General features: G+C 60.6%; 15 protein-coding genes. 6 read left to right on the forward strand and 9 right to left on the reverse strand.

Annotation, left to right across the window (positions count from 1 at the left end):
• Nucleotides 1-4 precede the first annotated feature (4 nt).
• Nucleotides 5-706: a hypothetical protein gene (locus AYR47_RS17675; protein WP_061436099.1), complete on the reverse strand. Its 702-nt coding sequence runs from the start codon at nucleotides 704-706 to the stop codon at nucleotides 5-7.
• Nucleotides 707-956: 250 nt separating this feature from the next.
• Between AYR47_RS17675 and AYR47_RS17680 the strand changes: the two genes are divergently transcribed.
• From AYR47_RS17680 to hemB, 3 genes are all read left to right on the forward strand, one after another.
• Nucleotides 957-1,655: a glutathione S-transferase N-terminal domain-containing protein gene (locus tag AYR47_RS17680; protein ID WP_033902041.1), complete on the forward strand. Its 699-nt coding sequence runs from the start codon at nucleotides 957-959 to the stop codon at nucleotides 1,653-1,655.
• 3 nt (nucleotides 1,656-1,658) lie between these two features.
• Nucleotides 1,659-2,501: a PhzF family phenazine biosynthesis protein gene (locus tag AYR47_RS17685; RefSeq protein WP_061436101.1), complete on the forward strand. Its 843-nt coding sequence runs from the start codon at nucleotides 1,659-1,661 to the stop codon at nucleotides 2,499-2,501.
• 116 nt (nucleotides 2,502-2,617) lie between these two features.
• Nucleotides 2,618-3,592: a porphobilinogen synthase gene (gene hemB, locus AYR47_RS17690; RefSeq protein ID WP_061436103.1), complete on the forward strand. Its 975-nt coding sequence runs from the start codon at nucleotides 2,618-2,620 to the stop codon at nucleotides 3,590-3,592.
• Between the two features lie 261 nt (nucleotides 3,593-3,853).
• Here hemB and AYR47_RS17695 read toward each other — a convergent pair whose 3' ends face one another.
• Nucleotides 3,854-4,468 carry a LysE family translocator gene (locus tag AYR47_RS17695; RefSeq protein WP_033902045.1) on the reverse strand — a complete coding sequence of 205 codons (615 nt, stop codon included), beginning with the start codon at nucleotides 4,466-4,468 and terminating at the stop codon, nucleotides 3,854-3,856.
• Between the two features lie 146 nt (nucleotides 4,469-4,614).
• Between AYR47_RS17695 and AYR47_RS17700 the strand changes: the two genes are divergently transcribed.
• Nucleotides 4,615-5,700 (forward strand): DUF1615 domain-containing protein, encoded by a 1,086-nt coding sequence (locus AYR47_RS17700; RefSeq protein WP_033902046.1) that lies wholly within the window; start codon nucleotides 4,615-4,617, stop codon nucleotides 5,698-5,700.
• Here AYR47_RS17700 and AYR47_RS17705 read toward each other — a convergent pair whose 3' ends face one another.
• Nucleotides 5,701-6,495, reverse strand: coding sequence for a DUF4349 domain-containing protein (locus tag AYR47_RS17705; RefSeq protein ID WP_033902048.1), 795 nt, complete (start codon nucleotides 6,493-6,495; stop codon nucleotides 5,701-5,703).
• 149 nt (nucleotides 6,496-6,644) lie between these two features.
• On the opposite strand from AYR47_RS17705, the gene AYR47_RS17710 reads away from it, so the two are divergent.
• Nucleotides 6,645-7,061: a PaaI family thioesterase gene (locus tag AYR47_RS17710; protein ID WP_033902050.1), complete on the forward strand. Its 417-nt coding sequence runs from the start codon at nucleotides 6,645-6,647 to the stop codon at nucleotides 7,059-7,061.
• 108 nt (nucleotides 7,062-7,169) lie between these two features.
• On the opposite strand, the gene AYR47_RS17715 is transcribed toward AYR47_RS17710, so the two are convergent.
• The 3 genes from AYR47_RS17715 to AYR47_RS17725 are packed head-to-tail and all read right to left on the reverse strand — an operon-like array spanning nucleotide 7,170 to nucleotide 9,756.
• Nucleotides 7,170-8,351, reverse strand: a complete 1,182-nt coding sequence (locus tag AYR47_RS17715; RefSeq protein WP_033902052.1) for an acetyl-CoA C-acetyltransferase — start codon at nucleotides 8,349-8,351, stop codon at nucleotides 7,170-7,172.
• A gap of 11 nt (nucleotides 8,352-8,362) precedes the next feature.
• Nucleotides 8,363-9,022: a CoA transferase subunit B gene (locus AYR47_RS17720; RefSeq protein WP_033902053.1), complete on the reverse strand. Its 660-nt coding sequence runs from the start codon at nucleotides 9,020-9,022 to the stop codon at nucleotides 8,363-8,365.
• Nucleotides 9,023-9,057: 35 nt separating this feature from the next.
• On the reverse strand, nucleotides 9,058-9,756 hold the full coding sequence (locus AYR47_RS17725) for a CoA transferase subunit A (RefSeq protein ID WP_010211319.1): 699 nt from the start codon (nucleotides 9,754-9,756) through the stop codon (nucleotides 9,058-9,060).
• Between the two features lie 133 nt (nucleotides 9,757-9,889).
• Here AYR47_RS17725 and AYR47_RS17730 point away from each other — a divergent pair, with 133 nt between their 5' ends.
• Nucleotides 9,890-10,795, forward strand: coding sequence for a LysR family transcriptional regulator (locus AYR47_RS17730; RefSeq protein ID WP_061436104.1), 906 nt, complete (start codon nucleotides 9,890-9,892; stop codon nucleotides 10,793-10,795).
• Nucleotides 10,796-10,856: 61 nt separating this feature from the next.
• On the opposite strand, the gene AYR47_RS17735 is transcribed toward AYR47_RS17730, so the two are convergent.
• From AYR47_RS17735 to AYR47_RS17745, 3 genes are all read right to left on the reverse strand, one after another.
• Nucleotides 10,857-11,186: a hypothetical protein gene (locus AYR47_RS17735; RefSeq protein ID WP_033902055.1), complete on the reverse strand. Its 330-nt coding sequence runs from the start codon at nucleotides 11,184-11,186 to the stop codon at nucleotides 10,857-10,859.
• A gap of 471 nt (nucleotides 11,187-11,657) precedes the next feature.
• Entirely contained in the window at nucleotides 11,658-12,503 is an 846-nt protein-coding gene (locus tag AYR47_RS17740) for an NAD-dependent protein deacetylase (protein ID WP_033902056.1), read from the reverse strand.
• Between the two features lie 8 nt (nucleotides 12,504-12,511).
• Nucleotides 12,512-12,952 (reverse strand): CBS domain-containing protein, encoded by a 441-nt coding sequence (locus AYR47_RS17745; protein WP_016977364.1) that lies wholly within the window; start codon nucleotides 12,950-12,952, stop codon nucleotides 12,512-12,514.
• Nucleotides 12,953-12,979: the final 27 nt, after the last annotated feature.

Genomic DNA, 12,979 nt, shown 5'->3' on the forward strand with positions numbered 1-12,979 from the left:
GCTGTCAGCTATCGGCACTCACCTGTGTCGGTTCGGGGCAGCTTTGGTCGCCGTCGTTCAAGCCTTGCTTGTAGTTGCGGCTCAGCAGCGAAGCCTTGCCGTTGTGCCAGGTCAGCGTCAGCACATACAACGTGTCGTAGTCGCTGCCGGACCAGTCGTCGGTGATGGTGTGCTTTTCGCCCGACGCTTCGCTTGCCACCTTGTTGATCAGCTCCGGCAAGTAACCGTGGGACCAGGCGGTGTAGATGGTTGCGTTGTGGTACTTGTCTTCCACCAACTCGTCAGCCAGGTCGCTCGTGTCATTGGCGGAAAACTTGATGTTCACCGGCAGGCCCAGCTTGATCGCGCTGGGGCTGATGGTCATCAGTGGGCGAATGTAGCTATAGGAATTGTCCAGCTCGCCTTCTTCCACATTTCGTGTCGGGTTGGCGGCGAAGACGAAGTCGGCCTTGCCGAATTTTTCCGGCAGCAGGGTGGCCAGGTTCATTGCACGGTTGAGGCCCTGGCAATTGAGCTGGCCCAGGCCGCCGGCGGGTTTTTCGCCGTGGCGCAGGAAGATCAGGGTTTGCACGCCATCTACCGGCTCGGCGCTGCTGATGCGCGACTCGAGGGTCAGGCCGATAGCACCGCCTACCAACAACAGCGGCAACATGATGTATGAATATCGTTTCAGGCGCAGCGCAAGGCACAGAGGCTTGATGGTCATTAGTGTCGAGTCTTCAGTGCAGCGGATTAAGGCGGACAAGCCCGGCCCCAGTGACGCATCCGGCGTCCTGCGGTGTTCCCTGTCGATATAGCGCGTTGCCTCCATTCACCGTTTGAGCGCACTTAAGAGTGCCCGCGGGCCTATTGGTTCGCCCATGCGGGATAATAGCCAGCGGTTGTTGCGTATTGATGACCCATGCAGGACGCTTGGCAGATGACTATCATGGTTGCTTTCTGCCCAGGTACTTGCGATGAACCCACTCGCCGCGTTTCCGATCAACAGCAAATGGCCCGCCCAGCATCCCGAGCGCCTGCAACTCTACTCGCTGCCGACGCCCAACGGGGTAAAAGTCTCAATCATGCTCGAAGAGCTGGGCCTGCCCTATGAAGCCCACAAAGTCAGCTTTGAGACCCAGGACCAGCTATCGCCTGAGTTCCTGTCCCTGAACCCCAACAACAAGATCCCCGCGATCATCGACCCCAATGGCCCCAGCGGCCAACCGTTGGCCCTGTTCGAGTCCGGCGCGATCCTGATCTACCTGGCGGAAAAAACCAGCCAGTTGCTCTCCGAAGACCCGGCCACCCGCTATGAAACCATCCAGTGGCTGATGTTCCAGATGGGCGGTATCGGCCCGATGTTTGGCCAGTTGGGGTTCTTCAACAAATTTGCCGGCAAGGCCTACGAAGACAAACGTCCCCGTGACCGTTACGCCGCCGAATCCCGGCGCTTGCTCGACGTGCTGGAGAAACGCCTGCTGGGTCGCACCTGGATCATGGGCGACGAGTACAGCATTGCCGACATCGCGACCTTTCCGTGGATCCGCAACCTGATCGGTTTCTACGAATCCGGCGACTTGGTGGGCATAGCCGACTTCCCCAATGTGCTGCGCGCGCTGGACGGTTTCGTCGCTCGGCCGGCAGTGATCCGTGGCCTCAGTATTCCGAGTTGAAGCATGCCGACTTTTGATTTCAAACAGCTGGACGTTTTCAGCCGCGTGGCGCTCAAGGGCAACCCGCTGGCGGTGGTGTTCGGTGCCGACAGCCTGACGGACCAGCAGATGGCGGACTTCGCCAACTGGACCAACCTCAGCGAAACCACGTTCTTGCTGACGCCGCGTGATCCGAAAGCGGACTACCGCGTGCGAATCTTCACCACCTTGAAGGAGCTGCCGTTCGCCGGACACCCGACGCTGGGCAGTTGCCACGCGTGGCTGCAGGCCGGCGGGATCCCGAAAGGCGAAGAGATCATCCAGGAGTGCGAAATCGGCCTGGTACGGATCCGTCGCCAGGGCGATGAGCTGGCATTTATCGCGCCGCCGTTATTGCGTTCAGGGCCGGTGGAGGCCTCGTTGATCGAGCGCGTGCGCCTGGCGCTGGGCTTGGCGCCGGAAGCCATTGTGCGCAGCCAGTGGGTCGACAACGGCGCGGGCTGGCTGGCGGTGATGCTGTCGGACCGAGATCAAGTGCTGGAGCTTCAACCGGCCTATTCGCAACTGCTGGGTTTGGCGGTGGGTGTCATCGCTCCCTGCGATCCCACGCGGGACGATGTGGACGCACAGTTTGAAGTCCGTGCCTTCATCGCGGGTGACGGCGCCCAAGAAGACCCGGCCACCGGCAGCCTGAACGCGGGTGTCGCCCAATGGCTGCTGGCCGAAGGCCTGGCGCCTGAGCGCTATGTGGTCAGCCAGGGCACGGCCATCGGACGAGCGGGGCGGATACGCGTCGAGCGCCAGGGCGATGAAATCTGGGTGGGCGGCGCTGTGGCGGTGTGCATCGAAGGGCGATTGCAGCTCTAGATCAATGAATTGTTACGGGCGGCGCAATACACTGTTGGCCCCTCGGCGTTTGTGCTGCCGGGGCCAAGGGGCATAAGCTTTCGCCCCAAAGATTTTTGCCTTCTGATAGGAAAGCCATGACCAGCCAGTTCCCCCAAGCCCGCCCACGCCGCCTGCGCCGCTCCCCGGAGCTGCGTGGTTTGTTCCAGGAACGCGAATTCACCCTGAACGACCTGGTGCTGCCGATCTTCGTCGAAGAAGAAATCGACGACTTCGTGCCCATCAGCAGCATGCCTGGCGTGCTGCGCATCCCTGAGAAGAAACTGGCCGGCGAGATCGAGCGCTATGCCCGCGCCGGCATCAAGTCGGTGATGACCTTTGGCGTGTCCCATCACCTGGACGCCAGCGGCAGCGACACCTGGAAGGAACGTGGCCTGGTCTCGCGCATGTCCTCGATCATCAAGGACGCCGTGCCGGAGATGATCGTGATGTCTGACACCTGCTTCTGCGAGTACACCGATCATGGTCATTGCGGCGTGATGCACGGTGCCCATGTCGACAACGACGCGACCCTGGTCAACCTCGGCAAGCAAGCCGTGGCCGCCGCCCGTGCCGGTGCTGACGTGATTGCGCCTTCGGCGGCGATGGACGGCCAGGTCCAGGCGATCCGCCGCGCCCTGGATGATGCCGGCTTCACCCATATCCCGATCATGGCGTACTCCACCAAATTCGCCTCGGCCCTCTACGGCCCATTCCGCGAAGCGGGCGGCAGCGCGCTCAAGGGCGACCGCAAAAGCTACCAGATGAACCCGATGAACCGCCGCGAAGCCGTGCGCGAATCGTTGCTGGACGAGCAGGAAGGCGCGGACGCGCTGATGGTCAAGCCCGCCGGTGCCTACCTCGACATCATCCGCGATATCCGCGAAGCCTCACGCCTGCCGGTGGCGGCGTATCAGGTGAGCGGCGAGTACGCGATGATCAAGTTCGGCGCCCAGGCGGGTGCGATTGATGAGGATCGGGTAGTGCGCGAGACGTTGGGATCGATCAAGCGCGCGGGTGCGGACTTGATCTTCACCTACTTTGCGATGGACCTGGCGTTGGCTGGCATTTAGAGCCCAGTCTTGAAATATGAGTCTTGCATAAGCCATTTCAGGTGGTCGTCATTCTGTGGCGAGCGGGCTTGTCCCGCGTTGGGCTGCGCAGCAGCCCCAAAACCAGGCGCAGAGGAGTGCCTGAGGCACCGCATCCGACTTCATTAGGGGTGCTTTGCACCCCGACGCGGGACGAGCCCGCTCGCCACTGAGGCCCAGTTTTCTGCGCGACAGCGCTACATCAGAGGTAGTGGGGGACTTCCACATTTTTTGCAGTGTTTATCAGCGTTGCGCAAACGCCAGGTTCAACCCCAACCCCGCAAAAGCCGCCGCAAAACTGCGGCGCAGCCAGTTCTGCACCCGTGGCGACTCAATCACCGCGCGGCGGAACATATTGGCCAGCAGGCCATAAGCCACGAACACCGCAAACGTTATTGCCATGAATACAGCGCTCATCACCAGCATTTGCAGGGCTGGCGCCGTGCTGCCAGGCGTGACGAATTGAGGCAGGAAGGCCAGGAAGAAGATGGTCAGCTTCGGGTTGAGAATGTTCATCAGCAGGCCGCGCAACATCAGGGTCCGCGCACTTGTGTGGACCGGTGTGTCGCTGACCGCAAAGACCGATTGATCGCGCCAAGTGGCATACGCTACGTACAGCAGGTAGGCGACGCCTGCGTACTTGAGCATGTCGAATGCCAGCGCACTGGCGTGTAGCAAGGCGGACAGGCCGAGAACGGACGCCAGCAAATGGGGGACGATCCCGGCGGTACAGCCCAACGCCGCGAATACACTGGCACGCTTGCCCGCGGTGAGGCCGGTGGATACGGTAAAGATCACGCCGGTGCCGGGAATCAGCACGACGATCAGGCAGGTGACGAGGAAGTTGAGACTGAGCATGGCATTCAAACTCCGTGTACGAATGGTCGATGACAGATCCTGTCACGTTTGCGGGTGAGTGGCGAGCGCACCTGCTGGGCGAACCCTGCTTACACTTACCGGTCGATATCAGCACTATCCGGCCCGCCGTCATCCAAGGAAGCCCCATGTATTCAAGCCGCCTGATCCTCTGCCTTGCCACTTTGCTGGTGCTGGCCGGTTGCTCCACCACACGCAACCCGCAACAGCCGGAGCGCAGCGAAGCCGAGGTGAAAGCGCAGATCGTGCGGCTGCTCCCCGCCCAAGTGCCCGACCGCAAGGGGTGGGCCCAGGACATCTACACCGCCTTCGACACCCAGAAAATCTACCCCAGCACCGAAAACATCTGCGCCGTGTTGGCGGTGACCGAGCAGGAGTCCACTTACCAGGTCGACCCACCCGTGCCGAACATGGGCAAGATCGCCCAGGATGAAATCCTGCGGCGCGCCGGGAAAGTCCACGTACCGGCGTTTGTGGTCCGCAGCGCATTGCAACTGCGTTCGCCTACCGGCAAGACTTACGCCGATCGCCTGAGCGCTGCACGAACGGAGAAAGACCTGAGCGGCATCTTCGATGACTTCATCAGCATGGTGCCCCTGGGCAACACGCTGTTTGGTGGTTTCAACCCGGTACATACCGCAGGGCCGATGCAGGTCAGTATCGACTTTGCGCAGAAGCAGGCGCGCGGTTATCCCTACACAGTGGACGGCACCATTCGTCGCGAAGTCTTCACCCGCCGGGGCGGCATGTATTTCGGCATCGCGCATTTGCTCGGTTACCCGGTGAATTATGACCAGCCGTTGTACCGCTTTGCCGACTTCAATGCCGGCTGGTACGCCAGCCGCAATGCCGCGTTCCAGGCTGCCGTCAGCCGTGCCTCGGGCACCGAACTGGCGCTGGATGGGGATTTGATTCGTTACGGTTCACTGCTGCCGGGCACTACCGAGCTGGCGGTGCGTTCATTGGGCGCGAAGCTGGACATGCGCAACCCCAGCATCCGCAGCCAACTGGAGCAGGGCGAGCAACTGGATTTCGAGGACACCACGCTCTACAAACGCGTGTTTGCCCTGGCCGACAAGGCGGCGGGCAAGCCGATGCCACGGGCGATCCTGCCGGGCATCGTGCTCAAGAGCCCTAAGATCACCCGCAACCTTACCACCGCCTGGTTCGCCAAGCGGGTGGATGAACGTTATCAGCGGTGCATGAAGCGCTGATCAAGTGCGGCGCTTGACGAAGCGGCGCCACAACCACACCCACAACCACACCACCGGAAACGCCAGGATCACGAACGGCAGCACATAGGCCGAGCGCTCCAGGGCGTCGGCAGTGCCGTCTACCAGGTTATCGCTCAAGTTGCTGAACATGCGGCTGAACCTCGACTGTTGGTTCGCACCATCAGAGGAGCGGAAATTCAGGGTCACACGGTTGGTGTCGAGGCGGCGTTGCTGGCCGGCGGCAACCTGTGCCAGTTCCTGCAGCTCGTTTTCAATGCCCGCCTGTTCCTTGCTCAGGGCAATCAGATCGCTGACGGTGATGTCCTTGCGCTTGGCCAGCTCGTCGAGGCGTTGTTGCTGGGCTTGCAGGCGGTCCTGGCGACGGCGCACATCGGCAACGGCATCGGCCAGGTCTTCTGCGGTGGTGATGCGCTGGCCGAGTTTGCCACCTTCGGCGGCCATCGCCACCATCGGCTCTACGCCGGTCGGCGCGATGCGCAGGATGATCTGGCCGCCGCTGTCGTTTTCGGTGATGCCGAGGATATTGCAGGCGCCAAAGCGCGCGGTTTCGCAGGCTTCGCGAGTGGCCTGTATGCGCGGCGCAAGCAGGGCGCCGGGCAGGGCCAGGCTCAGTTCATGCTCATAAGCCAGTTGTGCGCCGGCGCGGCTTTGTTCACCGTTGATCACCCGCGCACGGGAGTGGTCACTGGGCGAGCAGCCGACCAACGCCAGGCCGGCCAGCAGCATCAAAAAGGGGGCACGAAGTGGCTGGGATTTGCCGTCCAGGTGGCGCATTGCAGTTCCTTGAAGGGGTCAATGCGGCGATTAAAGCGGGTCTGGTGGATTAACGCAAAGCATCGCGGGGGATTTGCGCGGTGGATGGTCATGGCTGCCGCTTGCGGCGAGGCGTACATCTCAATCTTCACTCCAGGGAAGAATCCGCCATGATCGCTCACGCCGTGCCTGAAGGTTTTGTTTCGCTGCCCCGCAGCAGCCCGTTGCTGGACCTGCTCGGCCCGGCGTATTGCCGAGGGGAGGGCCTGCAACTGGAGATCGGCCTGCGCGCCGACAATCGCCACGCCAATGGACGCGGCACCGTGCATGGCGGGGTGTTGGCGACCCTGGCGGATATCGGCATGGGGTACGCGATGGCGTTTTCCAGTGAGCCGCCGCTGCCGTTGATTACGGCGAGCATGACCTTGGATTATCTGGGGGCGGTGCAGGTGGGGGAGTGGATTGTGGTGCGCTTGGAGCATCACAAGCGGGGGCGGCAGATGGCGTTTGCCACGGTGAGCTTGCAGGTGGGAGAGAAGGTGGTGGCACGGGCGAATGCGGTGTTTGCGGTGCCGCAACCTCAGTGAAAACCATAAAGAAAAGGCCTGGTTTTCGTGGAACCAGGCCTTTTCGGTGTTGCTCTTTAATTTAGGGCTACTGTGCAGTCCGGCGCGGGACAAGTCCGCTCACTACAATCAGCTGCGTTCGAGTGCCAGCGCGACGCCCTGGCCGCCACCGATGCACAGCGTTGCCAGGCCTTTCTTGGCATCACGCTTGATCATTTCATGCAGCAGGGTCACCAGCACGCGGCAGCCTGAGGCGCCGATCGGGTGGCCGATGGCGATGGCGCCACCGTTGACGTTGACCTTCTCTGCATCCCACTCCAGTTCTTTGCCCACCGCCAGAGATTGCGCGGCGAAGGCTTCGTTGGCTTCGATCAGGTCCAGGTCGCCCAGGCTCCAGCCGGCTTTGTCCAGGCAGCGACGGGTTGCGGAGACCGGGCCAATGCCCATGATGGCTGGGTCGACGCCCGCGTTGGCGTAACTGGCGATACGCGCCAGCACCGGCAGGCCGAGGGCCTTGGCTTTGTCGGCGCTCATCAGCAGTACCGCAGCGGCGCCGTCGTTGAGGCTGGAGGCGTTGCCGGCGGTGACACTGCCGTCTTTCTTGAACGCCGGTTTCAGTTTGGCCAGGGACTCGGCAGTGGTGCCGGCGCGAGGCTGTTCATCCACGGCGAAGGCCACCGGGTCGCCTTTGCGTTGGGGAATCAGGATCGGGGTGATCTCGTCGACAAAGCGGCCTGCTTCGATAGCGGCGGCAGCTTTTTGCTGGGACGCCGCAGCGAACGCGTCCTGGGCTTCACGGCTAATGCCGTACTTGTCCACCAGGTTCTCGGCGGTGATGCCCATGTGGTAGTCGTTGAATGCATCCCACAGGCCGTCGGTGATCATGCTGTCGATCATCTTGGCGTGGCCCATGCGCAAACCGGTGCGCGCAGCGGGCAGTACGTACGGAGCCAGGCTCATGTTCTCCATGCCGCCGGCGATGATCACGTCGGCGTCGCCGCAACGGATGGCCTGGGCGCCGAGGTGCAGCGCCTTGAGGCCGGAGCCGCAGACTTTGTTGAGGGTCAGGCTCGGCACGGCGTGGGGCAGGCCGGCGAGGATCGAAGCCTGACGCGCCGGGTTCTGGCCTGAGCCGGCGGTGAGCACCTGGCCGAGGATCACTTCATCCACTTGGGCCGGGTCGAGGCCGGTCTGTTCCAACAGGCGGCGGATCACGGCAGCGCCCAGTTCCGGAGCCGGAATGTTCGCCAGCGAACCCTGGAAGCTGCCCACGGCGGTGCGGGTGGCAGCAACAATCACGACGTCTTGCATGAGATCTGTCCTCACTGGAAGTGCATTTCTGGAACGTGGTCCGGGACGATCAGTTTACCGGCGGTCTTGCTCACAATCTCTTCAACGCTGACGCCAGGTGCGCGTTCCTTGAGGACAAAAGCGCCATTTTCGATTTCCAGGTAGGCCAGGTCGGTCAATACACGCTTGATGCAGTTGGCACCGGTCAGCGGCAGGCTGCACTGGCTGAGCAACTTGGATTCACCATCCTTGGAAGCGTGGGTCATGATCACGATGATGTTTTCCGCACCGGCCACCAGGTCCATGGCGCCGCCCATGCCTTTGACTAGCTTGCCGGGGATCATCCACGAAGCGATGTTGCCATTTACGTCCACTTCGAACGCACCGAGTACAGTGAGGTCGACGTGGCCGCCTCGGATCATCGCGAAGGATTCGGCCGAGGAAAAGATCGAGGCGCCGATACGTGCGGTAACGGTCTGTTTGCCGGCGTTGATCATGTCGGCATCAATGGTGTCTTCGGTCGGAAACGGTCCCATGCCCAGCAGGCCGTTTTCCGATTGCAGCATCACTTCCATGCCTTCGGGGATGTAGTTGGCCACCAGGGTCGGAATGCCGATGCCGAGGTTGACGTAGAAGCCGTCCTGCATTTCGCGGGCGACGCGTTGAGCCATTTGTTCGCGGGTAAGAGCCATTTTTATGTGTCCTTATTGTTCGGGCTGGAGGCGGATTATTTGCGTACGGTGCGCTGTTCGATGCGCTTCTCGAACGTGCCGCAGATGATCCGGTCGACGTAGATGCCAGGGGTGTGGATCTGCGCCGGGTCCAGCTCGCCCGGTTCGACGATTTCTTCGACTTCGACCACGGTGATCTTGCCGGCGGTGGCGGCCAACGGGTTGAAGTTCTGGGCGGTGTGGCGATAAATGACGTTGCCGAAGTGGTCGGCTTTCCAGCCTTTGACGATGGCGAAGTCGCCGGTGATGGATTCTTCCATCAGGTACGGACGACCGTTGAACTCGCGGGTTTCCTTGCCTTCGGCCACCGGGGTGCCGACGCCGGTCGCGGTGAAGAAGGCCGGGATGCCGGCGCCGCCAGCGCGCATTTTCTCGGCCAGGGTGCCTTGGGGCGTCAGCACCACCTCGATTTCGCCGCTGAGCAATTGCTTCTCGAACAGGGCGTTTTCACCGACGTAGGAAGCGATCACCTTGCTGATCTGTTTTTCTTCCAGCAACACGCCCAGGCCGAAACCGTCGACGCCACAGTTGTTGGAAACCACAGTCAGGTCGCGGGTGCCTTTGCGCTTGATCTCGGCGATGAGGTTTTCCGGAATGCCGCACAGGCCAAAACCGCCGGAGAGTACGGTCATACCGTCTTCCAGGCCTGCCAGTGCTTCCTCGTAGGACGCCACGCGTTTATCGAAACCTGCCATATGCACCTCTTTTATTGTTTGTGGGCCAGCCAATGAACCGAGTGTTGCTCCGGCTGATTGATTTGTTAAGTTGTTTTTTAGGGTTGATTGATTTAAAAAACAGCATAGTCGCCCGACCGTTTGGAGTAGCGTCATGACCGTTAAACAGATGCGCGCGTTTCTCGCCGTGGCCCAGAGCCTGAGTTTTGCCGCCGCCTGCGAGCGCCTGCACCTCTCTCAATCGGCGCTGAGCCTGACCATCAAGGGGCTGGAAGAAGGCCTGGGCGGGCGCCTGTTCAGCCGTAATACCCGCAACGTTGCCCTGACGCCCGAAGGCGAGTCCTTGCTGCCCCTGGCGCGCCGGCTGATTGCCGACTGGGACAATGCCGAAGACGAACTGCGCCAGCGTTTCACCTTGCAGCGCGGGCGAGTCACTGTGGCGGCGATGCCGTCTTTTGCGGGCAACCTACTGCCACCGATCCTGAAGATATTCCGCGCGCGTTACCCGCAGGTGAATGTGACAGTGCATGACTTGATCAATGAGCAGGTGCTGGAGATGGTGCGCGACCGGCAGGTGGAGTTGGGCGTAGCGTTTGAGCCTGCCGAGGGTTCATCACTGGCGTTTACGCCGTTATACCTCGACCGCTTCATCGCCGTGGTACCAGGCGATTCGCCGTTGGCAAACAGTGCCGAGATCGATTGGAAAACCTTGCTGGAACAACCGTTCATCACCTTGCAGCGGCCGTCTACGGTACGGGTGATGTTGGAAGAGCACTTGGGCGCGCTACAGATGAAGCTGCCGGTAGCCCTGGAAAGCCATCAGTTGGCGACAGTGGGCAAGATGGTGGCGAGTGGCTTGGGCGTCAGCGCGGTACCGGCGTTGTGCGCACGGCAGATGGAAGAGGCGGGCGCGCACTGCATCACCTTGACCGATCCGGTGATAGAACGGCCGATTGGTGTGCTGACCAAGCCAGGGCATGAACTCTCGGCAGCGGCGCAGGTGTTGTTTGATATTTTCCGCGATGAAGCGACAAAGGGGCGGTTTCCGGCATTGTTGTAACTCAGGCATTAAAAAGCCCGCTTGAATGAACAAGCGGGCTTAAATGTTTAATGCGGTGTTATCAGCAGTATCTATCAATCACTTTAACGTGCGATTGGCCTTTGAGGTTCTGCCATTCGGTATTAAGTGTGTGGAATACCTGCTCGATAAAGTTGCGATCGGCGGCGGCTTTCTTGCCGACATAACCCTGGCCCCGACGGTAAACCCTCAGGCGTGCCGCCAGCTCACGGTGATTGCGGTCGAACTCAGCCTCTTCGGTATTGGGCTCCAGGCAGTCAAGTTGCACTTCGCCCGATTTGCCAATCCACAGGATATGGTCGTCGAGTGTGTCTTTCTGCGCTGCGAACATCTCAGCCAATTCATCGATAGTTGGTTGGTTGTTCAGATTCATGTGTAAGCCCCTTGACCAGTTGGCGATCTATCAGTTGGTTCGTTAAAACATCTTTAGTTGTCTCCGGTTGCGAAAACCGGGCGTCAGCGACTGTCTGCCGAATACGGGCAGGGTCTTGAACCTGATGCATGTAGTCTTGCTGATGAACTGCTACGCAATGCTTTCATAACGAAGACAAGCCGCATTTGAGCGCCTTGTACCGAGCCCTTCGGGCCGGTCAGCTTCATCAATCCGCCTTGTGGGCAGTGCACATCCGGAAAAAACAGCTCGGCGGTCAGACGAGCTTGTTCAAAACGCTTGTTGCCAACGCTCCCGATCCGGGAGACGTCTCGATAATGCAAGGACAAAAAGGTTACGTCAACGGTTATGTAGTGATTATTTTTGATCACTACATAAATCGCCGTGGGGACGGGAGAATGCGGGAAAACGTGACTTGGGCGTCATTTTCTGGAGGTGCAGGTCAGGCAGATATCAGGCCAATCGCTCTGTCAGCAAGGGCAACAATCGCTCACACTCGGCTTCGATCTTCACCTGTAACAGCTCATCCCCTCGGGTCTTGCCCAAGTTGATTGCAATGACGGGTTTGCCCTGTTCGACCATGGCCTTGCACAGGCGAAACGCCGAATAGGCCATCAGCGACGACCCCACCACCAGCAACCCCTCGGCATGCTCTACCGCAGCCATCGCCCTGGCCGCTGTTGCCGGCGCTACGTTCTCGCCAAAAAACACGACATCCGGTTTCAAGCGCTCGCCATTGCAGTGGGGGCAGCGCGGGACCTGGAAGTGTTGTTCAAAGACGGGATCAAGCAGGGTGTCGCCATCGGGCGCCTGCACCGCGTGGACTTGCGACAGATAGGGGTTGTCGATTTCCATCTGCCGCTGGATCGCGTCACGTTGACTGCGCAACTGGCAATCCAGGCACAGCACTCGATGTAGGCTGCCGTGCAGTTCAATGACGTCGTGGCTGCCGGCTTGATCGTGCAGGGTATCGACGTTCTGGGTGATCAACCCGCTGATGCGCTCGCGTTGTTGCAGTGTCGCCAGCGCCTGGTGCGCCTTGTTCGGTTGCGCAATGCGGACCCTCGGCCACCCCAGCATCGCTCGCGCCCAGTAACGGCGCCGCGCCTGCGGGGTGGCGAGGAATTCCTGGTACATCATTGGCGCTTTGCCCCGCCGCACGCCTTCGCTGTCGCGGTAATCGGGAATGCCCGACGACGTGCTGATCCCGGCGCCGGTCAACACCAGAAAGCGCCGCTCGGCCATGGCCCGGTACAGGGTGTCTAGGTGGTCCTCTTGATGTTCCAGCGTGTCGAGCATGGGTTCCCCTATTCGCCGCGGATGTACTGCTCCAGCTGTTTGATCAGGTCAGCCTGGTCGGCAATGGCTTCTTTCACCAAGTCACCGATTGAGAGCAGGCCCAGCAGTTTGCCGTCTTCGACCACCGGCAGGTGGCGCAGGTGACTGTCGGTCATGATGTTCATGCACTCATCGACCTTTTTATGGGTGTCGACGGTGATCACCGGAGAACTCATCACCTCATGCACCTTTGTGGTGACCGACGAAAGCCCCTTGAGCATGATTTTGCGGGCGTAGTCACGTTCGCTGATGATACCTACCACCACGCCATCCTGGACGACCGGCAAGGCCCCGACGTTTTTCTCCGACATCCGGACCAGTGCTTCAAACACGGTGTGGTCGTGTTTGATGACATGGACTTCCTGGTTTTTCTGGTCCTTGGCTTTGAGCACTTGTGCAACGGTTTTCATGGCGGCCACTCCGGTTTTTGTTAGTTA

It is taken from the genome of Pseudomonas azotoformans (assembly GCF_001579805.1).
GTDB lineage: Bacteria > Pseudomonadota > Gammaproteobacteria > Pseudomonadales > Pseudomonadaceae > Aquipseudomonas > Aquipseudomonas azotoformans_A.